This window comes from Wolbachia endosymbiont (group A) of Volucella bombylans (genome assembly GCF_964026965.1).
Taxonomy (GTDB): Bacteria; Pseudomonadota; Alphaproteobacteria; order Rickettsiales; family Anaplasmataceae; genus Wolbachia; species Wolbachia pipientis.
In genome coordinates, this window is record NZ_OZ034717.1 from 354,951 (window position 1) to 376,927 (window position 21,977).

Genomic DNA, 21,977 nt, shown 5'->3' on the forward strand with positions numbered 1-21,977 from the left:
TAGAAATGAAAAAATTTTTAGAAGGCTTATTGATCTGGTTAGTAATTATTGTTCTTATTTCAGTTGCTTATATTCAGTTCAGCGGAAATGTAGGTAAAAGTAAAACAATTATACCTTTTTCGGAATTTTTAACTAGATTAGAAGACAATGATGTAGAAAATATTGTCATAAAAAACCAGAGCATTGAAGGCAAGTTCAGGGACGGTTCAAGTTTCAATTCAAGCGGTGTCATATATAGCGACCTAATAAAAAATTTACATGATAGAAAAGTGAGATTCTCCTTTTCAACTGGAGATTCTGCCATGAACGTAATTGGTGGATTACTTATCTCATGGGTCCCAACATTTATCTTTATTGGCTTCTTGCTATTCTTTCTTAAACAAACACAAGCGGGGGGCAACAGAACTATAAGCTTTGGCAAGTCAAGGGCTAGACTCATTACTAGTGGAAAAAAAGTAACATTTGATGATGTTGCCGGAATTGATGAAGCAAAAGAAGAGCTAGTAGAGATCGTTGATTTTCTTAAACAAAGGCAAAAATTTCAAATATTAGGTGGAAAAATACCAAAAGGGTGCCTTTTGATTGGCTCTCCTGGAACTGGTAAAACTTTACTTGCTCGTGCAATTGCAGGAGAAGCTAATGTGCCATTCTTTAGTATTTCTGGATCTGATTTTGTTGAAATGTTTGTGGGTGTTGGTGCAAGTCGTGTTCGTGATATGTTTGATCAAGGCAAGAAAAATGCTCCTTGTATAATTTTTATAGATGAAATAGATGCGGTGGGTAGACATCGTGGCATTGGTCTTGGTGGCGGCAATGATGAAAGAGAACAAACATTAAATCAGTTATTAGTTGAGATGGATGGCTTTGAGTCTAATGAAGGTGTAATAATAATTGCTGCGACTAACCGTCCGGATGTCTTAGATCCAGCACTGCTTAGACCTGGTCGTTTTGACCGACAGATTACTATTTCTTTACCCGATATAAATGGGCGTGAAAAGATATTAAATACTCATATAAAGAAAATATCAATAGCACCAGATGTAAACGTGAAAACAGTTGCAAGAGGAACACCAGGCTTTTCTGGAGCTGATTTAGCAAATTTAGTGAACGAATCTGCACTTATTGCTGCAAGAAGAAACAAGAAGATTGTTACCATGGACGATTTTGAATATGCACGTGATAAAGTGATGATGGGCGTAGAAAGACGATCCCTAATTATGACAGAAGAGGAAAAGAGACTGACTGCATACCATGAAGCTGGTCATGCGATAATTGCTGTTAATATGCCTGCTTCTGATCCTATACACAAGGCAACAATTATTCCACGCGGTAGAGCACTCGGTTTAGTTATGAGACTACCAGAAACAGATAGAGTGTCCCTCACAAGAGAAAAGATGATAGCAGATATTACTGTTGCTATGGGTGGAAGAGTGGCAGAGGAGCTAATTTTTGGCTACGATAAAGTCACAAGCGGTGCATCTTCGGATATAAAACAAGCATCTGATTTATCACGCGCTATGGTAACAAAATGGGGAATGAGTGACAAAATAGGTCCGATCTATCACAATCGCGAACAAACCATGCATGGTTCTGAGATAATTTCTGAAGATACGTTAAAACTTATAGATGAAGAAGTGAAGAAAGTTGTGTCTTCTTGCTATGAAAAAGCAAAAGAGATTTTGACCAAGCATAAGAAAGGCTTAGATCTCATTGCCGAAAATCTACTGGAGTTTGAAACTTTAACAGGAGATGAAATAAAGGACATATTAAATGGAAAAAAAATTGTTAGAGAGGAAAATGAGAAGAATGAGAAAATAAAAAAATCCTCTCTCTATGAGAGTTGACCTCATCTTAAAAATGTTAATCAGCTAACGCTGCAATAAAACAATTTAGAATTGTAACTGTCAATATAAATTGTATTAAAATATTCATAATATTGCATTTTCATCACAATAATGCTATCATTCAGTTGGTATTAATGTTTAATGAGGTGTGAGTAATGATTGATATAGCTTCTATTGGTGTAAGTACAGTTATTGATCAGAATTATAGAAGAAAAGCACAATTATGTTTATCAGGATTATTTGTAACTGTGTCAATAGCAACTGTTACCTGGTTTATTTTCCCTGCGTCACAAAATGTATTAGCTCCGTTTTTACTTCCGGCTATGTTCTTGCTCTTCACTTTATCGATGGGTTATTACATGTTCATATTTAGTTGTGAAGAAAAATCTTTGGTAAAGAATGTTCTTGGTATGGTTGAACCGGCTGAATCGGTAAAGAGAGTGCATTGCAAAGAAAATATTAAGTCCTTATTAGCAGAAGTGAGAAGTACTACGAAAGATAGGTTTCGCAACGTGCTTGTTAATCTTTGTTTTGAAGATCGTAGTAAAGCACACAAACTTGCATTATATGTGAAAGAAATTGACGATATTGTGTCTTCAATAAAAAATAAAGACCTCTTAGACCATTTTGATCAATTTTTTACTATTACTGAAGTAAGCAATAAAAAAAATAGAAGTGAATTAATGAACCTCGCAAGGGCATATAAGATGATAAGTGAAGAAGATCCAGACAAAATACAGGATTTTTTAGCTACTCAAACAAAAAGTTATTCATATGAAATAATGTTACCTGAAATTGATAATTTTCTATCACAAGCTAGGTGATTTTATCAATAATTTCATTGTGTACGTGATTATCATTTTTTGTTTCAATTCCAGTGATAACACTGCACCTAACGGGCTCTTTTATGGCTATTTCCTGAAATCCTTTTCTGACCTTATTGTAAAAATTAACATCCATTTCTTCATATTTATTCTTGTCTTTTGCTCTATTTAACCCAACTTTAACATCAATATCTAGAATAAATGTAATATCTGGACATTTAATTTCCACTAGCTTATGTAAGTCCCTTATTAGCCCTAAGTCAACTCCAAACCCATATCCTTGATATGCAATAGTTGAATCAATAAACCGATCACAAATCACTATTTTTCCTTCTGCAAGAGCTGGTAATATTAATTTTTTCATATGTTCGCGCCTCATCGAGATAAGTAGCAAGAGTTCAGAAATAGAATCAATATTATTCGTTAACAATACTCCTCTTACCTTCTCTGCAAAGTTAGTGCCACCTGGTTCTCGAGTCAATACCACATTATTTTCGCCGCGAATTTGCTTAAAATGATTTGCAAGTAGCTTAGATTGTGTTGTTTTACCAGAGCCGTCTATTCCTTCGAAAGTTATGAACATAAGTTTTATAATTATAATACTAAAAAAGAATATGCAAACAGTATACATAGAAACCGTTTGACATTTAAATAATAAGACCGTAAATTACATGTGGTATAATAATAGTCTATGGTTGCTCTGAATACTCCTAAAGTTGATTTTAGTTTTACTGCAAAAGATTTTAATCTTTTGGGAGTAGACAATAAATATTATGCATTAAGTGACTGTTGTGGAAAAAATGGTCTTATTATAATGTTTATATGCAATCACTGTCCTTACGTTCAGTCAATTATTAGCAATCTGGTAAGCGATGTTGATCAATTGAAAAAAGATTATCAGGTAAACACCATTGCAATAATGCCAAATGATGTAAATGAATATCCAGAAGATTCCTTTGAAAATATGATTAATTTTGCCAAGGAAAATAAGTTTACATTTCCATATTTAATTGATAGTACACAGAAAATAGCTAAAGAATACGGGGCTGTTTGCACTCCTGACTTTTTCGGCTTTAATTCCAATTTAAACCTTTGCTATCGTGGACGTTTTAACGACACAAAAAAAGAAAAGGTTCAAAGCTATGAAGTAGGAAGTAGTGACTTATTTCAAGCTATGAAATTTATTGCAGAAACTGGTAATTCTCCAATTGACCAAAAATCAAGTATTGGCTGCTCAATTAAATGGTCTAATTCTACAGGTTAAATATCATGCACAGTGGCTCTCAGCATTTGTTTGATATTATAATTTTACTTTCTGCTGCTGTGTTTATAGTCATAGCATTTTGGAAAATGAATATTAGTCCAGTGCTTGGTTACTTCGTTGCAGGTGCAGTTATTGGTTCTCACGGATTTAATCTGATACACTCAGCTGAAGCAATGGATAATCTTGCAGAATTTGGTGTAGTTTTTCTATTATTCATTATAGGCCTTGAATTGACATTTGAACGCCTGATCGCTATGCGTATTCATGTATTTGGGTTCGGTTCTCTTCAAGTTATAGTTACCATGGTAGCAATATGGTGCATCGCTCTTGCTTTCGGAGTGAATACGAATATAGCAACAGTTATTGGTGGTGGGCTTGCGCTATCCTCAACAGCAATAGTGTTGCAGGTTCTGCAAGAAAAAGGTTCTCAAGCAAGTCAGGTTGGTAGATTGTCGATAGCAGTGCTATTAATGCAAGATTTTGCAGTGGTACCATTGATAGTATTGGTACCTTTACTTACTGGCAATTCTGAGCACAGCCTGATAAGCTCATTGGCAGGTTCATTGGTGCAAGCAGCTATTGCATTAGTGCTGATATTTATAACTGGTAGATTATTGCTTAGACCTTTATTTTCGGTTATTGCTAAAATGGAAAGTAATGAGGTCTTTATATCAACAACGCTTTTAATAGTATTAGGAGCAGCATTTATTACTGAGCAATTCCATTTATCGTTGGCATTAGGTGCATTTGTCGCTGGATTGTTAGTTGCAGAAACAGAATACAGACACTCAGTGGAACACGCGGTACTACCATTTAAAGATTTGTTTCTTGGCTTATTTTTCATGACTGTTGGTATGTCCATCAATACCGAACTTTTACTCAATAAGTTACCACTAATCACCTTATTATCGATTATCCTTATCGTTTTAAAAACATCTATCATATATATATTGTGTAGATTTTTTGGGTTTAAGAGTGCACCTGCTATACAAGCTGGGTTACTGCTTTCACAAGGCGGTGAATTTGCGTTTATTTTATTTCGCTTAGCAGATGAGCTAAATGTGCTACCAAGTGAAATCGCTCAAGTACTTATGATGGTAACTACAGTAACCATGGCTTTCACTCCTCTTTTATCGGGGCTTGGAGATTGGATAGCAAACTCATTTAGCACTGAGAAAACAATATTAGATGATGAAGCTGTTGAAACAGATACACAAGATCTTTATAACCATGTGATAGTTGCTGGATTTGGTAGAGTGGGATATATGGTAACAAAAATGCTTACTGCAGAGCATTTAAGTTACGTTGTTGTAGATATTCAATCGAAAATAGTCAAAGAAGGAAAAAGTGATAGTTTTCCTATATATCTTGGAGATGTTACAAGATGTGAAATTTTAAAATCGGTAGGAATAGAAAGAGCTCAAGCTCTCGTTATTTCAATAAAGAATGAAGTTACTATAAAAAAAGTTGTTTCTTTAGTTGCAGCAAATTTTCCGCATGTAAATATTGTAATACGCTTACCAGATCTGAGTAATGTGGAGGTTTATAGAGATCTAGGAGCTAGTAAAATTATTCCTGAAACATCTGAGATAGGATTGCAGCTAGGTGGAGCTGCACTGAGCCTTAGTGGTATTAGCGAAAGTGGAGTTACGTCTTTAAAAAGTAGATTTAGAAAAGGCAATTATAGTATGTTAAAAGACCTTGGTAGTGATAAAGATGAATAACTACTTCTCTAATTTTATGTACAGAAAGCTTCAAGCTTTGTTGAGGTCAGATGCATGGCTAATGCTGAAACAAAAATTCCAGTGCTCCCTTTCTTGTCATCCCAGTGCGTGACACTGGGATGGCTTTGTTGCATCGCTAGCTATGATGGATTAAAGATAAAAAAGATAGGGAATATCAGTAGCTTATTATTCTGGTATTTATAACAAGAACGGTCAGTGAATACCTAAATTTGAGTAAAAGAAATTTCACTACCACTCACTAATCTGGCTAAAATTCAAGAATTTCAATGCTTTAGCTATTTTCAATAGAATTAAATTTATTAATATAAATAACAAATTACTATTCTTAAATTTGATCAGATTGATTGCAAAAAACAAGATTTTCAATAGGTTGCTTATAATCCTAACTATAGTTAGCCTTTCATAAGTAGCGATGCAACAAAGCCCACTGGGATCCAGATTGGGCACTAAGTTGGTAAACACGAAAGCGCTTTACAACGTTTTTGATGGAACTGTGCAAAAGGACTGGATGCCAGTGTCACGCACTGGCATGACACCCATTTGTTCCTATAGTTGTCTTTTTTCGTCTACCTTATTTTGCCACCCTGCTGAACAGATACATTGAGGTTTTGCCTATAGTAAATTACGCACATAATCAACCAAGTTAAGGAAAGTGCAAACCAAGTGATTGCATATTCCAAATGCTTCATTGGCTGTATAGCTACTTTGCTGCCAAAATTGTTCGGCCACAATACACACTTCTCTAGCTTAATACCTAACTCATTGGAAATTTCTTCTGTACTCAGGGTAAACCATGTATTCGAAGCAGTATCGTTCTTGATAAACCAATTTTTACTTTTATTGCTATCGCAATATAAAATTCCATCTGCAACTACTTTTTCAATTTTTACTTTTTTCTCCTTTTTTTCTCTAACTATTCCTTTATTCACCAACATGTAACGTCCAGTGGTGAGCAACATAGGAGACAGCACGTGATAGCCGTGTTGCCCTGCAAAAACATATAGTTCTATATCACTTAGAATCCCATCAATCTTGACATGCCTATAGTTAAATTTTTCAAGGTCGTTATTGGGCAATAGATGAACCACTGGAAGACTCATACTTTTAATAATATTATTCTTCCAGTTCAATCTGAATATTTGCCATAACCCTAATAAAAAAAGAAGTGAGCAAGGTATAATTAAAATAAATACTATCTTTTTTAACACTCTATATTTGTGTTCTTAAATAGTTTTCAACACCCATTAGTTCAATAAGATCGATCTGTTTCTCAATCCAATGAAAGTGCTCTTCTTCATTTTTTAACATCTCTTCTAATAACATTACACTAACAAAATCCTTTTCTTTCTCAGCGATAGAAATCGTTTCTTTGATATCCTTAATACCTTTTCCCTCTAATTTCAAATTAGCTTCTAAGATTTTCCGTATTGTGTCTTTTGTAAACTTTCCATCATACTTTGATATTTCGTTTGTATCCTGAAAATTTGGGACTCCTTTAAATAACAAAATTCTTTCTGCCAACTTGTTTGCATGTTCAAGTTCTTCGTTAAGCTCATTTTTTACCTTTTCTGCAAGTCTATTAATTCCATTGTTTTTGAGAATCGCAAAATGCAAAAGATACTGGCGTACAGAAGTCAGCTCATTGGTCAATAATTTGTTCAAATGTTTTACTATCTCTTCATTCATAATCTTCCCTTAGTTCAATTCATCAGCATAATTTATATGATAACGATAGTTATAGCAACTCATTTAATAGTTCCTTTGATAACAACCGTATTAAATAGCATGTCGTGGTATGTCTGTTTTTTCTTAGAGAAGCAAGCAACTAGATACCAGCAGAGAGTGAGTAGCACTATAATTACTTTCAATGCACTCAAGACATTCACTAATACTTCCTGATCTCGCAAAAATTCAGTAAGGACAACTACTACACTGTTTAACAAAGGAAGAAAAAACTGGGAAGAGCTTCTGTCAAACGCTAAATTCAAGTCTATTTTAGAATTATCTAAATTGATAGTATACATATTCATTAACTGTTGACCGGGAGTTGCTTGGGCCTTTGAAGATATAAAATATGTGAAGTAACTACAATTTACACACATGTATGATAGATGTAAGATCAACGGAGAATCCTCTAATAGCAGTATAATTAATAAAGTTGGAATTAATAAAATTGCTACATCTATTAAATACGCGCAAAAGCGTCTTGTTATACTGGCAATCTCTGTAACAGCGGTCATTACCTATCTTCTAAATACTTTATTACAAAATCTGTAAGTTTATCAAAATGTTGAAAACATAACAAATCTTCATAACCGCTTATTGATTGACCGTATATAATAGGTAAACAATTGGCATTTTGTGCACACAGAACATCTGTGATGCTATCACCAACGAAAAACACATTTTCTCTATTTATAGGCAACGTACTCTCTTCTAATGCAAATAGCAGTGGGGTTGCAGATGGTTTATCTTCTGCAGTATCGCATGACCCAACCACTCTTTCAAAGTAAGAATCTAGTTTAAAATAGGTAACTTCTTCACGTAAATTAGTATTTTTCTTATTACTTACTATTGCTAGATAAACATTGTGGCTTTTCAGTGTCTGCAACATTTCCTCTACTCCTTGATTCAGAGCAATGTTTTGTAATAGCGCATTATCTAAGTATTGTTGATATATGTGATTTGCTTTTTTCCACTGATCGCCAAACAAATTGACCATATAGCTCTTTCTCGACTCATGGGAATTTCTATCAGCAGCTTTATTACTATACCCCATTGAGTTTATGGTATGCTTAATAGCATTAAAAATGTTATCTTGAGTGTCAACTAAGGTATTATCCCAATCGAATACTACTACTAATGGGCTATCTTTCATTTCTTACATAATTATACATTTTAACTTAATAAGTAAATAGCATTTTAATGAAAAAGATATAAATAGGACGCCCTTGATAAACACTTTTTACCACAAGTTATGTTAACTGTTTTTTATATAATTAGCTAATATACTGATTATATGATATGTTTTAATAGGTAACAGGTATGGCCCAGACATCTAAAGAAAGTGTTGAAAAAAAGTTTAAAGATGTTTTTGAACGTTCTCCAGGTGCTTTTCCAGAAGGTACCTCATTAGAAAAGAAGGTTAATTATATCGCAAAAGGAACAGAGGCTCTAAAAGCTGTGAAAAGTAAGGAGCTTGAGAACAAAATGAAAAACGTTGCAGAATTGAGTCAGAAATTTGAAAGTCAAAAAGGACGTGCAGATGAAAAAGTACGTCAAGATTTTGAAAGAATTGCTGAGCTTGACCAACAATATAAAGGGAAGGGCATCTTCACAAGTGAAAAAGTTGCAGAGCCAAAAAGTGACAAAAAACTCCAAGGCACTCCGAGAAAAACTACAACAGCAGTTAAAGACCTTGAACATAATACACAAAAAAAGACTACTGAAGCTTCTGTGCAAACAGCATCAGAGCACGATTCACAAACCGTTAATCCCTCAGTGAGCAAGAGTTCTGTAAAAGAGAAGCTCAACACTGAGCCGGACAAAAAAGATAACACGCCTCAACCACAAGAAAATCAAAAAGAAGAAGGGTTTTTGAGTCTTCTGAAGCGCTTTGTTAAGAAAATATTAGAAAAATTTTTAGGTGAAGGTGAAAAGGATGTAGAGAATGCTCGTGGCATGAAAGAAGATGCTCAAAGAGATACGTCAAATAACGAAGAGCAACAAAAGAGTAAGCAGCTTGATGAAATTTTAAAGGACAAAAGTGTAAGCGAGGGTTTGAAGCAGGCAACAAAGCTTGAGAACCCGGCAATAACGCCTGTTAATACTCCTAAAGTGAATGAAGTAAACACGGGTCGTGAAAGGTGATCCGCTTTCAAGCTTCATTATACCGCCACGAACCGTCATACCGCCGCGGTATCTCATCCGCTAACAAGTAGCGGGATGACGATTGTCAGGGTGTCATCGCAGTGTCCCTATGATGTCATCCCAGTGCCCTGACTACTTGGATCTAGCAAGCTTTGCTTGCAAATAAGTCTAATACGCGTCGCGTTTTATGCCAAAACACAATTGGAGTTACATGCAAAATAGATCCCAGTGTCAGCTACTCGGATGACAAAAAAAGGAGCACTGGGATGACACCATTTGTTGTATTTAACAAAGTTCGTACTTAGCTTCATGTTAGCTATAAACATTAAGAAATTTACCAAGCGAAAAAAAGGCAAAAGAAGCCCCAGCTAATATCTATTTTAGAACATTGGCGTTTTTTAAGTCTTAAACACTGCAATTTAGCTGCTTTTAAATGCAACTCACCTTAGTTTAAATGTTTAAGAAATTTACTAAGCAGAAAAAAAGGCAAAAGAAACCCCGTGTTAGCTAGTTGTCACTCCCTAATCCTGCAAATTGGCGTACTATACTGTCTTAAACGACTTATAAGCGCGTTTCAGCTTGTGTAGGTAAAAACCTAGAAATATTGTGAAGACATAAGGTGCACATAGTGCAAAAAATTAAAAATAAGACGCCAACTACGTTGTTTTCTTGCTGTTTAATCTGCACAGATGAAGATAACTGAATACCTTCAGTTTCATGATAAGGGGGCTGGCGGAGTTTGTCAAGTAAGTTTTTTCGTTTCTAACGGTTGTTGCCAAAAACTATGCAAGAAGTCTATTGACAGGTGATTAAATTATAATGTAGCCTATCGCCGTATATCCGGGGGTGGGTTGTTGTGAGGCTTTTTCACTTTTTATTCTTGTTAATGTGTTTTTCTCTGTATTACTATGCGGGTTTTATATTTTCGCCCTGCCCAAAAGCTACGGTTTGCTTTTCACCTGGAGAAGATTGTGCTGTACCGATAATCAACGTAATAGATCAGTCTAAAAAATCTATCTTAGTTCAAGAATATACATTTACTCTTGGAACAGTTGCAAAATCTTTGATTAATGCTAAAGAACGCGGTGTTGATGTTAAAGTCATCTTAGATAAATCGCAACTCTACTCAAAATATAGTGTTATAAATGAATTATTTTCAGGTGGAGTACCAATTTGGATCGATGATAAGCCAAAGATTGCTCATAATAAGATAATGATTGTTGACAATCAAAAAGTCATCACAGGGTCATTTAACCTTAGTAAGACAGCTAAAAAAGGAAATGCTGAAAATTTATTAATTATTACAGATTATCCTAAATTGATTCAGCAGTATGTGAAAAACTGGGAGGCACGAATGTCACAATCTTACAAATACGCTCCCAACTAATCGAGAGCGCTTGCTCAAAATCAGTTTTAAAAACAGCAAGGGAGAGCTTTTTTGATTGATTGGCATAATGATTATGATATAATGAACTAAAAATTTAAGGAATAAAGTAATGGATTATATAAATGATGCTGCCGGTAGCTACACTGCTATTCATGATTTTTTTCAAAACAACGGTGTTGGAGATTACAAAGTTCAATGCAATTATGGTGGGGTGCCGTATGCTACTGATGAGTACGTGCATTCTGGCGATAAATTTTGGAGTAATAATTTCATAGACTCACATTTTGGCAGGGAAATAAAAATGTATCCTCAAAGTGAACTTTTAGCTAAAGAATATGCTGGAAATACGTTGCCAGTTTCAATATCACTAGATAAGGATTTAATAAAAATGAAGGAATGTCAGAAAAAAACGAAATTTGTGGAACTAGAAAGGGAGTCAGGTGATTTAGTGCATGATAAGCAAAAGTATGTAAAGTGTTACACAACAAAGCTATCATATGATGATGTACATATTTACAATAACGATAAAGTTTCAACATTTAGCATAAAATACGACGTGCCAAATGATCCGAAATACAGTTTAAATATAACATTTACAAAGGTTAATGATAATAAACCAGGATTTTGGCAGAAATTTAAAAATATGTTTTAACGTGACCATTCACTGGTTTTTACTCAATCAACCAACAACAGTTAATATCAAATTTTTATAATTAAAAAATAGTATCCGTTCAGCGGAGTGGCAGAATAAGGTAGACAAGGTGATCTAAAAAGATAATCATAGAGCAAAAGTGAAATAATATGGTAAACCTTTTAGAACTTTGCAAAAATTTACAGCAAAAAATAGAAAGGTTAGAAGCAAAAATAGAAAGATTGGAAAAAGAGAATGAAAGTTTAAAAGCAGAAAATAAGGCTTTAAAGATAGAAAATGCTGAGTTAAGAGAAAGACTCGGTTTAAGCTCAAAAAATTCATCAATACCAAGTTCCAAAGAGTTGTATAAAATAAAAAAGAATAAGCCGAAAAGCGAAAGGAATATTGGCGGTCAGGTTGGTCATAAAGGAAGTTTTCGCGCCAACATGGATGCAGATAAAGTAGTAAAGATAGAGTTGCCTAATACTTGCGAATGCGGAGGAGAAATTGCAATATGTGAAAAACCATATATTCATCAGAAAGTTGATCTTCCAGAAATCAAGCCTTATGTAGTGGAATATCAGTTAGAACATGGCCGTTGTCGGAGATGCGGAAAGAGAAGAAGTAGCAAGTTACCGGAAGGTGTTACGCCAGATACATTTGGTCCAAGGGTTAAGTCAATAATTGCAGCGTTCAGCGGATTCTACAAAAATTCAAAACGCGAAATAGCGAGTGTCGTAAATGATATCTTCAATTTGAACATAAGCGTCGGTAGCATATCAAATAGTGAACATAGAGTTGCTTCAAAATGCAAAAAAATGTATGAGCAGATCGAACAAGAGATAAGTAGGAGTAAAGTTCTACATATTGATGAAACGAGCCATTATAACAAAGGTAAACTCGCTTGGTGTTGGATGTTTGCAAGCAATACGGCAAGTTTTGTAAAATTTACAGAGTCAAGAGGAATGAAAGTTTTACAAAATAGTAAATTCTGCAATCGCAATAGCTTGGTAATAACTGACAGGTATGCAGCATACAATTATTTTGCCGATAAAAACAGGCAAATCTGTTGGGCACATTTATCAAGAGATTTTGAAAGATTAGCACATAGTTGGAATATTGAAGTTAAAGTTCTGGGTTGTTACTTGAGAAACGTGGCCACTGAATTATTTGCACTAAAAAAAGCTTTACTAAAAAGTGAGATAGATGTTTTGAGGTTTGTCAGACGTGCCAGAAAATTAAGAAAACGTACAAAGTATTACTTGAAGGAGATATCTCGTTTACCTGAAGCAATTGGAGCCTCTCGAGTTGCAAAAAATGTTCTGAGATCTGAAAGAATGATGTGGAAATTTTTAGATGACCCAGAAAATATTCCGCTGACAAATAACCACGCTGAACGGCAAATTCGGCATTATGTCGTTTATCGCAAAAACTCATATTTTACACAATCAAAGCGGGGAAATACATTCCTTGAGCGGATAATTTCATTATACTTAACTTGGAAACAAAGGGGTCTCAATCCTTTCCAAAATCTCCTATCTATTGTTTCTTAAACCACTCTCCTGAACGGATACAAAAAATATGCTATTTTTTAAAACTTTCATTCTCCTTGACTCTGTCAACTTCACAAAACAACTCTTGGACCAAATGTATCTGGCATAACACCTTTTGGTAACTTGCTACTTCTTTTTTTCCGCATCTCCGACAACAGCCATTGATATTCCACTACATAAGGCTTGATTTTTGGTAGATCAACTTTTTTATGAATAATACTATGCTTCTCCTTAAATTGACCATTTACCCTAAACGCTATTAGCTTCCTTAAAATTTACATTAATGCCTATTTTGCCTAAACTGAAGCGTCTTTTCCAATTTTTTCTAGCATCAACTCAGCAGCTTTTTGTTCAGCAATCTTTTTACTAGAAGCGCATGCAGAAACTTTACCATAATCTTCTATGCAAACTGATATAGTAAATTCAGGATTGTGCGCTGGTCCAGTTTGTTTTACAAGCTCATACTCTGGTAAAGGCAATTTGTTTTTCTGAGTCCACTCTTGCAGTGAGGTTTTAGGATCTTGAGGGGGATCAAGCATGCCTTTAGCTAGCTTTTCCCAATATTGGATAATAAATTTTTCAACATTTTCAAGCCCGCCATCAATATAAATTGCACCTATTAGTGCTTCAAGCGAGTTTTCTAAATTTTTTAAGTTACATCTCCCTCCATTGCAGCGTTCACTATTATTCATGATGATAAAGCTGCCTAATTTTATTTCTTTAGCAACATTAGCAATGGTGTTGCCACAAACTAAATCCGTCTTTCTTTTTGCCAATGCTCCTTCTTTTTCTTCAGGAAATAGTTTAAACAGTGTGGCAGATACAACCATATTCAAAACACTATCGCCCAAAAACTCTAGTCTTTCGTAGCTTACAATCTGGTTTTTGCTATTCCTTTTATTTACGCTTGGGTGAGTTAGTGCCTCTTCTAATATTGCATAATTTGTAAATTTATAATCAATGATCTTAGATATTGCATCATTCAAACTCTTCATACCCATTATTTAAAAGAAAAGCACTTTCTACCACCTTTATACCAGAGAATTAGTTTTATTTTATTAAAATAATACCACCAACTTCCAAAATTAATGTATACAACCCACCACCTCACTAATGTTACTAAATCCATCTCTCCTTATTAGTTCTGCAAGTTCTAGATTAATTTTGTTTACAACTTGAGGTCCGTGGTATATGAGAGCAGTGTACAACTGCACCAAAGAAGCTCCTGCCTTTATTTTTTTATATGCATCAGCACCACTTGAGATTCCTCCGCACCCTATCAATAATATTTTGCCCTTAGTAAATTTGTACATATCGCCCAATAACTCGGTTGAAAGTTTAAACAGCGGTTTGCCACTCAACCCACCACTCTCATTATGGTGAGAATGCAGATTATCTCTACTTACCGTAGTGTTGCTTACTGTTAATCCGTCAATCTTATATTCCAACGCAAGCTCAGCGATATTTTCTTTCGTTTGCTGATCTACATCTGGTGAGATTTTTAATATTATTGGTATGGATTTAGAATTATCAATTGATTTTCGGGTTAGAGTTACGGATTTCAACAATTCCGATAATTCTTGCTTATTGTGCAGATTGCGTAAATTAGGCGTGTTTGGGGATGAGATGTTCAGCACTATATAATTGCTCTTTCCATATACTATCTTTATTAAGTCAACATAATCGCTGATTTGGTCCTTTGATGTACTGTTTTTTCCTATGTTGATGCCAAAAATGCAGTCATCAAGCTTGGTTTCATCTATTTGTTTAAGAAAATAGTCTATTCCTTTATTGTTAAATCCCAATCTGTTAATTACCCCTTGATCTTTAATTAACCGAAAAATTCTTGGCTTTTTGTTTCCATATTGTGGATTACGAGTTACAGTACCAGTTTCAATAAACCCAAAACCAAATGAGAGCATAGGCCTTATAACTTCTGCATTCTTGTCAAAACCTGCAGCCAGACCTACGGGGCTTCTGAGCTTATTACCAAAAAAATTCACACTCAAAGATTCTGGTAGCTCTATAGGATTCTTATAAGGTATTTTCTTTAATGCCATAATTGCCAAAGAGTGAGCAACTTCGGGCGGTAGTAAAAATAGTAAATTACGTTTGTAAAACACTTTGCTTATTTTTAGTTTATTTTTTACCATGAAACGCTATAAGAGTATAACCATAACTTGAAAAGAAATTGATTTTACTATGGATAAGCTTTCTCTATAGGTTACACACTTAAAGCTACTGTTGAATTGAGCAACTTTTACAAGATATAGAGAATGAAAGAGGCCGGGACCGGAATTGAACCGGTATAAAAGGATTTGCAGTCCTCCGCATAAGCCATTCTGCCACCCAGCCGTTTTTTATGTGTAGATATCCATTATATCTTTTAGCATAGATAAAGCCTCCTCCCTTTTGCGTTGAAAAGTGTTACGTCCAATGATTGAACCATTACCGCCACCCTGCTTAATTTCTTTCGCTTCATTGTATATGTTATCTACTTCCTTCGATTCACCACCAGAAAAAACTACTATTCTTTTCCCTGCAAAACAAGACCTTTTAACATATTCAATTCTTTTAGATAATGATTCAATATTTTCTGTTTCTATTTTCTCCCTTTCCAAATATTTAGTTGGAAGTTTTACTTTTATTATATTAGCGCCAAGCAAAGCTGCCATGTGCGCAGCATAGGCAATAACATCAACTGCTGTTTCACCTTCTTTGGAAATCCCTTCACCGCGTGGATAAGACCATAGCACTACTGCAAGTCCATAAGATTTGGCTTCAGCTATGATTCCACGGGCTTCCTCCATCATATCGAAACACTTAGCAGAACCAGGATATATAGTAAATCCGACAGCTAAGCATCCCAAACGCAGCGCATCTTTCACAGAAGAGGTTATTGCCTGATCAGAGGTTAGATCCTTTGAATGTAAAGAGTTGGAACTATTAAGTTTCAAAATAAGTGGGAGCATTCCAGCATAAGTTGCAGCACCAGCTTCAATCATACCAAGTGGAGCAGCATATGCACTTACTCCCGAATCAACCGCAAGCTGAAAATGATAATGTGGGTCATAAGCATCAGGGTTAACTTCAAAACTTTTAATTGGACCATGCTCAAATCCTTGATCTACTGGCAGAATCACTAACTTGCCAGTGCCGCCAAGCTTTCCATGCATGAGAATACGAGTAAGATTTGCTTTTACCCCAGGGTTTTCACTTTCGTAGTAGCTTAGGACTTGTTTTACTTTATCACTTATCACTATAATTCAAATTGAATTTAAGTTATAGATTGTAACAAAGATGAAGTTCAATACAAGGATTTTAAACTATATCAAAAGCAATTTTATTTTTTACTTTATTCATATAGATTCTTAATTTCTTTCCTTTTATTAATTTACGATTCAGTATTTCTTCCGCTAAGTAACTTTTTATCTCTTTTTCAATAAGTCTCTCTATCGGACGTGCTCCCATTTCCTTACTATAACCCATTTGTACAAGATAAGATTTCACTTCATCCTCTACTAAGCAGTTTATGCCTTTTTGCGTCAGTTGCTTTTTCAGTTCTAGGATAAATTTATCCACAATATGCAAAATCACATCCGTACTTAAGTCGGAAAAAGAAATAATCGCATCAAGACGATTACGAAATTCAGGGCTAAAAACCTGTTCTATCGCTTTTTCACTATCACCAGTGTTAAATTTTTTATGCCCAAAGCCAACAAAACTTTTGCTGCGTTCAGCTGCTCCTGCATTAGTTGTCATAATTAAGATTATATTGGAAAAGTCAACTTTACGTCCGTAAGTGTCTGTAACACAACCATAATCCATAATTTGTAGCAATATATTATAGATATCGCTATGGGCCTTTTCAATTTCATCAAGCAACACAACACTATATTGATTGTTAGATACAGACTCTGTGAGTAATCCACCCTGATCATAACCTACATATCCAGGAGGAGAACCAATCATCCTTGATATCGTATGAGACTCAATATATTCGGACATATCAAAGCGTATAAGATTCATGCCCATGCTTTCTGCTAATTGTTTTGCTAGCTCGGTTTTACCAACACCGGTTGGCCCTGCAAAAAGATAATTTGCTAAAGGCTTATTGTAATTTCTCAACCCAGATTTAGCAATTTTAATAGAATTAACAAGAGATTCTATTGCCTGCTCTTGGCCAAAAATCACCTTCTCTAGATTAGCTTTTAAAGACTTTACTTTCTGCAAATCATCAGATTCAGATCCGCAAGGCACATTTGTAATTCTAGTAATGGTATTCTTAATATCTCTACTATTTACAATTTTACCCCTGTTTCTTAGCAATTTACAATATGCCCCTGCCTCATCAATAACATCAACCGCTTTATCAGGTAATATTCGCCCAGTAATATACTTATGCGAAAGTTCAGCCGCAGACCTAATGGCATTCTTTGTATAATATACTCCATGATACCCTTCATAGTAGTGCTTTATACCATCTAGTATCTTTATCGTTTCATTAACAGAAGATTCTTTAACATTAATTTTTTGAAACCTTCTCGCTAGTGCTTTATCTTTTTCAAAACTAGCGCTGTATTCTCTATATGTGGTTGCACCTATACAACGCAGTGTACCTCTTGCAAGCGCAGGTTTGAGTAGGTTACCTGCATCAAGAAAGCTACCACTTGTAGAACCTGCTCCAATGATAGTGTGTATTTCGTCAATAAAAAGGATAGCACCTGGTTTTGCCTCAATCGCTTTTATTATAGATTTTATTCTCTCTTCAAAATCACCTCTATAGCGTGTCCCTGCAAGGAGTGACCCTAAATCCAAAGCATAAATTATACTGGACCTGAGCGCACTTGGAACACTGTTTTCAATGATTTTGAGTACCAAACCCTCAACTATTGTGGTTTTGCCAACACCTGGATCTCCAACATATAAAGGGTTGTTTTTTCTACGCCTCAATAATATTTCTATAGTGCGATTTAATTCATAATCACGACCAATAACATAATCTATTTTTTTGCTTCTTGCATAGTCATTTAAATTTTTACAATAACTTTGTAGAATTTCCTCATCTTTTAGTAGCTCACCTTTATTTACTGTAGTAGGAGCATCATTATTTTTATCAAGTTTTACTTTATGATTAGTGGTGTATTCATCTATATCGTTAGAATATTTCATGTTAGATATGTGGTAAATCAAATTGGAATCTTTCGCACTTTGTTTCTGCAATAGATCTTCAACGTATAAATCTTGCCCAGACAAAATTTCTACTAGAACACTTGCTCCATTTATTTCTTTTTTCCCCAAGCTATGAGCCCGTATTATTGCTCTGTGTATTATGCATTGAAACATTGAGCTAGGTTTAACTCCACTGATAATCAATTCAGAACTGCTTTGTAAAAACCCTTTTATATTATTATTATAATCATTAGCCTTAATATTGCATCTTGATAGAATGTTATCCATACTGATGATTTCATCGGCTCTGATATTACATCTTGATAAAACGTAATTTACATCCACGTCTTTAGTTAACGCCAGCAATAAATGTTCTACTTTCGCATATTTAAGATTAAAATTAGAAGCAATGAATAGTGCTCTATTCAAACTTGCCTCTAAGTTTTTGGAAATCATCTCCTATTCTCTTTAAAAGTGGGAACTCATATATAATGAATAGCACACAATTATTAAAAAAATTGAAATCCAGCAGTTCGCTGTAGCCAATTTGAATCCCACTCTGGATCTACGTCATAGCACCGCAATATCTCAGCATAGATTCCGCTAATGAGTAGCGGAATGACGAGTTTTACGCTTATCAAATTGTAGGTAAATCCTATTTAATACGCTTTTTCTAGTACTCTGCTTTTCTTCTTAAATGCATTGATCTTTTTTCTACCGTATTTAGTCTTTAACGTACTTGGCCTTTTAAAGACCTTTTTGCTGTTACGTTTTTTAAATTGCACACTACAATCAAAATTTAGCTCTCCTTCTTTGTCTGCCAGTGCAGGCAGTCTTCTCTTATCTTGAGGTGTAACAAAAGACAGCGCATACCCTTCAGCTCCAGCGCGTGCAGTTCTACCTATACGATGAATATAGTCAGCTTGCGATTGTGGTGCATCATAATTGATAACATGTTGAATGTGGGGAATATCAAGGCCGCGAGAAGCAACATCTGTTGCAACCATGATTTGATTACGGCCACGACGAAAAGAATTAATGACCCTTTCGCGCTTGTGCTGCCTTAAATCACCATGAATTGCTAAAGCGCTATAGTCATCTTTGTGCAATCTGTTAGCTAGCTGATCCGCTCCTCGCTTTGTTTTGACAAAGATAATGATTGATCCTTCGCGCTGACATAGTTGTGTAACAAGCTTTTCATATTTTTCTGATTCTGATGCATAAACAATTTCTTGCTTAATTTTTACAGAAGTTGTAGCCTCACAATCAACAGAAATACGTTCTGGTCGATTAAGGTACTTCTCAGCAAGTTTTACTATATCTCCAGGAAGAGTTGCAGAAAACATAAGAGTTTGCCTTATTTTAGGCAAATGCTTCATAATTTCTTCAATCTGAACTCCAAAGCCCATATCAAACATACGATCCGTTTCATCAAGCACAAGAACGCTAACATTGCGAGTAATCAAAGTTTTACGCTCAATATGGTCTATAATACGACCAGGAGTACCTATTACAATTTGTGGTTTTTTCTGAAGCTGATTTAGCTGCCTAAAAATAGGCTCACCACCAATCAACAAAGCGACCCTTAGTGCAGAATTTTGAGATAAGAGTTTTCTTATCTCATTTGTTACCTGATGCGCAAGCTCTCTGGTTGGCACGATGACTAAAGCTGAACCAGTGTTAGGCTCATTCAGCAACTTAGCAACCAACGGAATAGCAAATGCTAAAGTTTTTCCAGTCCCCGTTTGAGCAGATCCGAGAATATCTTTACCTTGTAGCGCTAAGGGAATCGCTTGTATTTGAATCGGAGTTGGGACGAAAAGATTATTTTTATCTAGAGCTTGTCTAAGCGAAGCTGGGAGACCCATCTCATGAAAATTATTCACAATACGTTAATCCTGTTAAAAGACTTCATAATAGATTAATCTTCCAATCTTAAATTTATTGCAGATTTTTTATCTTCTCCGTTTCTACCGCGCTCCTCTTTAACCTCATAACTCACCCTTTCTCCTTTTATTCCCTTCTCTTTATTCTCTCCTTTAAGTGCCTCAGGTCTTATTCCCGAACGTTCCAATGTGCTAATATGTACAAAAACGTCACCCCCTTTACCTTCTGGCTTGATGAAACCATAGCCTTTTTCGGCATTAAACCATTTTACATTACCAAATTCCATTTAAACAACTCCTAAATTATTAACTAACATTACTAATGTGATGAAAAACTTTGAAATTACGATTGAGAATGCTTTAAGCTTAGCTATTGAAACTAAACCTTTATACTCCATAGTCTATTCTTAACATTACATGACAATAATACACAATTGTTGTACTTGATGCAAATAAATTTTTTAATCGTTAAGCGAACCTGCAACCGTCATTTCGCTAACTTTAATCGTTGGTGAATTAAATTGCCCACAAAAAGTTAGATCATCTGCAACGACTAAATTGCTAAACATATCCTTCAAATTGCTAGCAATGGTAATCTCATGTATTGGATACGTTATTTTTCCATTTTCTATAAAAAATCCGGAAGCGCCTTGGCTGTAATCGCCATTGATTAAATTGACACCAAAACCAAATAAATCAGTTACATATATTCCCTCTTTAACTTCCTGAATTAATTCTTCAAACGATACATCACCATTCTCAATGTAGAGGTTACTAGCTGCAGGAATAACTGCAGCATTACTTGCACGAGTTGCACTTCCGGTTGTTTCTGAGTCTAATTTTCTAGCCGAGTATAAGTCTAAAATCCAATTTTGTAATATTCCGTTTTTTACAAATATATTTTTCTTGCTAGTTATCCCTTCTCCATCAAATGGTCTCGATGCTATGCCTCTTGGCAACAATGGATCATCGATAATATTAATTCTATCGTTAAAAATCTGAGCGTTTAAACTACCCCTCAAGAAAGAACTGTTGCTTATAATACTGCTCCCATTTATAGCAGAAGCAAAACTTTTTACTAGCCCTTTTGCTGCTCTTTTTTCAAAAATAACTGGAAATTTACCAGTTTTCATTGTACGTGAATTCAATTGATCAACTGCTCTTTTTGCTGCTTCTTTTCCCATTAACTCTGGCAACTTTAAATCACTAAAATTACATGCTATATCATAATCGTAACCAACCTTCATTTCACTTTCTCTTCCAGCAACAACAGAGACCTGATTAGCAAAGGTTGATTTACTAAACGAGCCAATAAAACCAGAAACAGTCGATAATACTGTATTCACTAAAGCGTATGAAGAAGAGGCTCCTTCAGAATTAGTGATACTCTTATGTGCAAGGGCTGAATTTTCTGCAGCTTCAGCAATTTCTTTTAGGTTATCAACGGTTACAACATTATTATCTGAGATACTTAAATCTGCAGAAGAGATATAATTACTACCATTTACAGCAAAATTAATGCAAGGATCTTCTGGCGCATTCTTTGCCATTTCTACCACTTGGCTTACTGTATCACTCAGATTATTCAAATCGTTTGTAGAAATATACGCAGCTTTGTTTTTACCTGCTATAGCTCTGATTCCTACAGTGCAATTTTTAGATTGTGATATTTGCTCAATTTTTGATAGACGCTGAGAAACTGAAGTCTTATTAGTTTCATATATTGTAACTTCCGCATCTTGATTTTGCTTTTTTATTAGTTTAGTAATATCTGCTGCAATATTTAATATATTCATTTTCT

At 34.9% G+C, this 21,977-nt stretch carries 21 protein-coding genes and 1 tRNA gene; 9 read left to right on the plus strand and 13 right to left on the minus strand.

All coding sequences use genetic code 11. The features are described 5' to 3' along the window. Positions 1-5: 5 nt before the first annotated feature. Both ftsH and AAGD51_RS01845 read left to right on the plus strand, forming a co-directional pair. Positions 6-1,844, plus strand: coding sequence for an ATP-dependent zinc metalloprotease FtsH (ftsH, locus tag AAGD51_RS01840; protein ID WP_236514318.1), 1,839 nt, complete (start codon positions 6-8; stop codon positions 1,842-1,844). A gap of 155 nt (positions 1,845-1,999) precedes the next feature. Further along, the gene (locus tag AAGD51_RS01845; RefSeq protein WP_236514319.1) at positions 2,000-2,668 is read left to right on the plus strand and encodes a hypothetical protein; all 669 of its coding nucleotides are present in this window, start codon (positions 2,000-2,002) and stop codon (positions 2,666-2,668) included. On the opposite strand, the gene tmk is transcribed toward AAGD51_RS01845, so the two are convergent. Beyond that, a complete protein-coding gene (tmk, locus tag AAGD51_RS01850; protein ID WP_236515193.1) occupies positions 2,661-3,251 on the minus strand; it encodes a dTMP kinase in 591 nt (196 codons plus the stop codon). The genes AAGD51_RS01845 and tmk overlap by 8 nt on opposite strands. Before the next feature lie 108 nt (positions 3,252-3,359). Here tmk and AAGD51_RS01855 point away from each other — a divergent pair, with 108 nt between their 5' ends. The 3 genes from AAGD51_RS01855 to AAGD51_RS01865 are packed head-to-tail and all read left to right on the plus strand — an operon-like array spanning position 3,360 to position 5,860. Then, the gene (locus tag AAGD51_RS01855; RefSeq protein ID WP_006279694.1) at positions 3,360-3,932 is read left to right on the plus strand and encodes a thioredoxin family protein; all 573 of its coding nucleotides are present in this window, start codon (positions 3,360-3,362) and stop codon (positions 3,930-3,932) included. A gap of 5 nt (positions 3,933-3,937) precedes the next feature. Next, a complete protein-coding gene (locus AAGD51_RS01860) occupies positions 3,938-5,656 on the plus strand; it encodes a monovalent cation:proton antiporter-2 (CPA2) family protein (protein ID WP_077190578.1) in 1,719 nt (572 codons plus the stop codon). Between the two features lie 54 nt (positions 5,657-5,710). Then, positions 5,711-5,860: a hypothetical protein gene (locus AAGD51_RS01865; protein ID WP_236514320.1), complete on the plus strand. Its 150-nt coding sequence runs from the start codon at positions 5,711-5,713 to the stop codon at positions 5,858-5,860. Between the two features lie 383 nt (positions 5,861-6,243). On the opposite strand, the gene AAGD51_RS01870 is transcribed toward AAGD51_RS01865, so the two are convergent. Genes AAGD51_RS01870 through AAGD51_RS01885 form a run of 4 tightly spaced genes read right to left on the minus strand, consistent with a single transcriptional unit; the run spans position 6,244 to position 8,555 of the window. Further along, entirely contained in the window at positions 6,244-6,885 is a 642-nt protein-coding gene (locus AAGD51_RS01870; protein ID WP_077188434.1) for an SURF1 family protein, read from the minus strand. A gap of 1 nt (position 6,886) precedes the next feature. Beyond that, positions 6,887-7,363: a bacterioferritin gene (bfr, locus tag AAGD51_RS01875; RefSeq protein WP_077188433.1), complete on the minus strand. Its 477-nt coding sequence runs from the start codon at positions 7,361-7,363 to the stop codon at positions 6,887-6,889. A 59-nt stretch (positions 7,364-7,422) separates the two neighbouring features. After that, on the minus strand, positions 7,423-7,917 hold the full coding sequence (locus tag AAGD51_RS01880; protein ID WP_077188432.1) for an RDD family protein: 495 nt from the start codon (positions 7,915-7,917) through the stop codon (positions 7,423-7,425). Further along, entirely contained in the window at positions 7,917-8,555 is a 639-nt protein-coding gene (locus AAGD51_RS01885; RefSeq protein ID WP_077188431.1) for an HAD family hydrolase, read from the minus strand. The genes AAGD51_RS01880 and AAGD51_RS01885 overlap by 1 nt, the downstream gene beginning before the upstream one ends. A gap of 167 nt (positions 8,556-8,722) precedes the next feature. On the opposite strand from AAGD51_RS01885, the gene AAGD51_RS01890 reads away from it, so the two are divergent. From AAGD51_RS01890 to AAGD51_RS01905, 4 genes are all read left to right on the plus strand, one after another. Beyond that, complete coding sequence (locus AAGD51_RS01890) at positions 8,723-9,547, plus strand: hypothetical protein (RefSeq protein WP_236514321.1); 825 nt, start codon at positions 8,723-8,725, stop codon at positions 9,545-9,547. A gap of 856 nt (positions 9,548-10,403) precedes the next feature. After that, positions 10,404-10,934, plus strand: coding sequence for a phospholipase D family protein (locus AAGD51_RS01895; protein ID WP_049973633.1), 531 nt, complete (start codon positions 10,404-10,406; stop codon positions 10,932-10,934). Positions 10,935-11,043: 109 nt separating this feature from the next. Continuing rightward, positions 11,044-11,586 carry a hypothetical protein gene (locus AAGD51_RS01900; RefSeq protein ID WP_006279913.1) on the plus strand — a complete coding sequence of 181 codons (543 nt, stop codon included), beginning with the start codon at positions 11,044-11,046 and terminating at the stop codon, positions 11,584-11,586. Positions 11,587-11,735: 149 nt separating this feature from the next. Further along, positions 11,736-13,118 carry an IS66-like element ISWen3 family transposase gene (locus tag AAGD51_RS01905; protein ID WP_007548562.1) on the plus strand — a complete coding sequence of 461 codons (1,383 nt, stop codon included), beginning with the start codon at positions 11,736-11,738 and terminating at the stop codon, positions 13,116-13,118. A 296-nt stretch (positions 13,119-13,414) separates the two neighbouring features. Here the strand turns inward: AAGD51_RS01905 and rnc are convergent, their stop codons facing one another. The 8 genes from rnc to AAGD51_RS01950 form a co-directional block, all read right to left on the minus strand. Beyond that, the gene (gene rnc, locus AAGD51_RS01915) at positions 13,415-14,113 is read right to left on the minus strand and encodes a ribonuclease III (protein WP_006279914.1); all 699 of its coding nucleotides are present in this window, start codon (positions 14,111-14,113) and stop codon (positions 13,415-13,417) included. A gap of 90 nt (positions 14,114-14,203) precedes the next feature. Beyond that, positions 14,204-15,271, minus strand: coding sequence for a quinone-dependent dihydroorotate dehydrogenase (locus AAGD51_RS01920; protein ID WP_077188430.1), 1,068 nt, complete (start codon positions 15,269-15,271; stop codon positions 14,204-14,206). 130 nt (positions 15,272-15,401) lie between these two features. Continuing rightward, positions 15,402-15,473: transfer RNA gene (locus AAGD51_RS01925), tRNA-Cys, on the minus strand. A 5-nt stretch (positions 15,474-15,478) separates the two neighbouring features. Beyond that, on the minus strand, positions 15,479-16,375 hold the full coding sequence (locus AAGD51_RS01930) for a class I fructose-bisphosphate aldolase (RefSeq protein WP_038228077.1): 897 nt from the start codon (positions 16,373-16,375) through the stop codon (positions 15,479-15,481). Positions 16,376-16,439: 64 nt separating this feature from the next. Next, a complete protein-coding gene (locus tag AAGD51_RS01935) occupies positions 16,440-18,746 on the minus strand; it encodes an AAA family ATPase (RefSeq protein ID WP_236514322.1) in 2,307 nt (768 codons plus the stop codon). A 203-nt stretch (positions 18,747-18,949) separates the two neighbouring features. Next, positions 18,950-20,158: a DEAD/DEAH box helicase gene (locus AAGD51_RS01940; protein WP_173862906.1), complete on the minus strand. Its 1,209-nt coding sequence runs from the start codon at positions 20,156-20,158 to the stop codon at positions 18,950-18,952. 53 nt (positions 20,159-20,211) lie between these two features. Beyond that, positions 20,212-20,463, minus strand: coding sequence for a cold-shock protein (locus tag AAGD51_RS01945; protein WP_006279919.1), 252 nt, complete (start codon positions 20,461-20,463; stop codon positions 20,212-20,214). Positions 20,464-20,637: 174 nt separating this feature from the next. Beyond that, the gene (locus tag AAGD51_RS01950; protein ID WP_010081974.1) at positions 20,638-21,972 is read right to left on the minus strand and encodes a TldD/PmbA family protein; all 1,335 of its coding nucleotides are present in this window, start codon (positions 21,970-21,972) and stop codon (positions 20,638-20,640) included. Between the last annotated feature and the right edge of the window lie 5 nt (positions 21,973-21,977).

Coding starts and splice junctions, on each gene's coding strand:
- ftsH (WP_236514318.1), top strand. CDS start 6: ATGAAAAAATTTTTAGAAGGCTTATTGATCTGGTTAGTAATTATTGTT.
- AAGD51_RS01845 (WP_236514319.1), top strand. CDS start 2,000: ATGATTGATATAGCTTCTATTGGTGTAAGTACAGTTATTGATCAGAAT.
- tmk (WP_236515193.1), bottom strand. CDS start 3,251: ATGTTCATAACTTTCGAAGGAATAGACGGCTCTGGTAAAACAACACAA.
- AAGD51_RS01855 (WP_006279694.1), top strand. CDS start 3,360: ATGGTTGCTCTGAATACTCCTAAAGTTGATTTTAGTTTTACTGCAAAA.
- AAGD51_RS01860 (WP_077190578.1), top strand. CDS start 3,938: ATGCACAGTGGCTCTCAGCATTTGTTTGATATTATAATTTTACTTTCT.
- AAGD51_RS01865 (WP_236514320.1), top strand. CDS start 5,711: ATGGCTAATGCTGAAACAAAAATTCCAGTGCTCCCTTTCTTGTCATCC.
- bfr (WP_077188433.1), bottom strand. CDS start 7,363: ATGAATGAAGAGATAGTAAAACATTTGAACAAATTATTGACCAATGAG.
- AAGD51_RS01880 (WP_077188432.1), bottom strand. CDS start 7,917: ATGACCGCTGTTACAGAGATTGCCAGTATAACAAGACGCTTTTGCGCG.
- AAGD51_RS01885 (WP_077188431.1), bottom strand. CDS start 8,555: ATGAAAGATAGCCCATTAGTAGTAGTATTCGATTGGGATAATACCTTA.
- AAGD51_RS01890 (WP_236514321.1), top strand. CDS start 8,723: ATGGCCCAGACATCTAAAGAAAGTGTTGAAAAAAAGTTTAAAGATGTT.
- AAGD51_RS01900 (WP_006279913.1), top strand. CDS start 11,044: ATGGATTATATAAATGATGCTGCCGGTAGCTACACTGCTATTCATGAT.
- AAGD51_RS01905 (WP_007548562.1), top strand. CDS start 11,736: ATGGTAAACCTTTTAGAACTTTGCAAAAATTTACAGCAAAAAATAGAA.
- rnc (WP_006279914.1), bottom strand. CDS start 14,113: ATGAAGAGTTTGAATGATGCAATATCTAAGATCATTGATTATAAATTT.
- AAGD51_RS01920 (WP_077188430.1), bottom strand. CDS start 15,271: ATGGTAAAAAATAAACTAAAAATAAGCAAAGTGTTTTACAAACGTAAT.
- AAGD51_RS01935 (WP_236514322.1), bottom strand. CDS start 18,746: ATGATTTCCAAAAACTTAGAGGCAAGTTTGAATAGAGCACTATTCATT.
- AAGD51_RS01940 (WP_173862906.1), bottom strand. CDS start 20,158: ATGGGTCTCCCAGCTTCGCTTAGACAAGCTCTAGATAAAAATAATCTT.
- AAGD51_RS01945 (WP_006279919.1), bottom strand. CDS start 20,463: ATGGAATTTGGTAATGTAAAATGGTTTAATGCCGAAAAAGGCTATGGT.
- AAGD51_RS01950 (WP_010081974.1), bottom strand. CDS start 21,972: ATGAATATATTAAATATTGCAGCAGATATTACTAAACTAATAAAAAAG.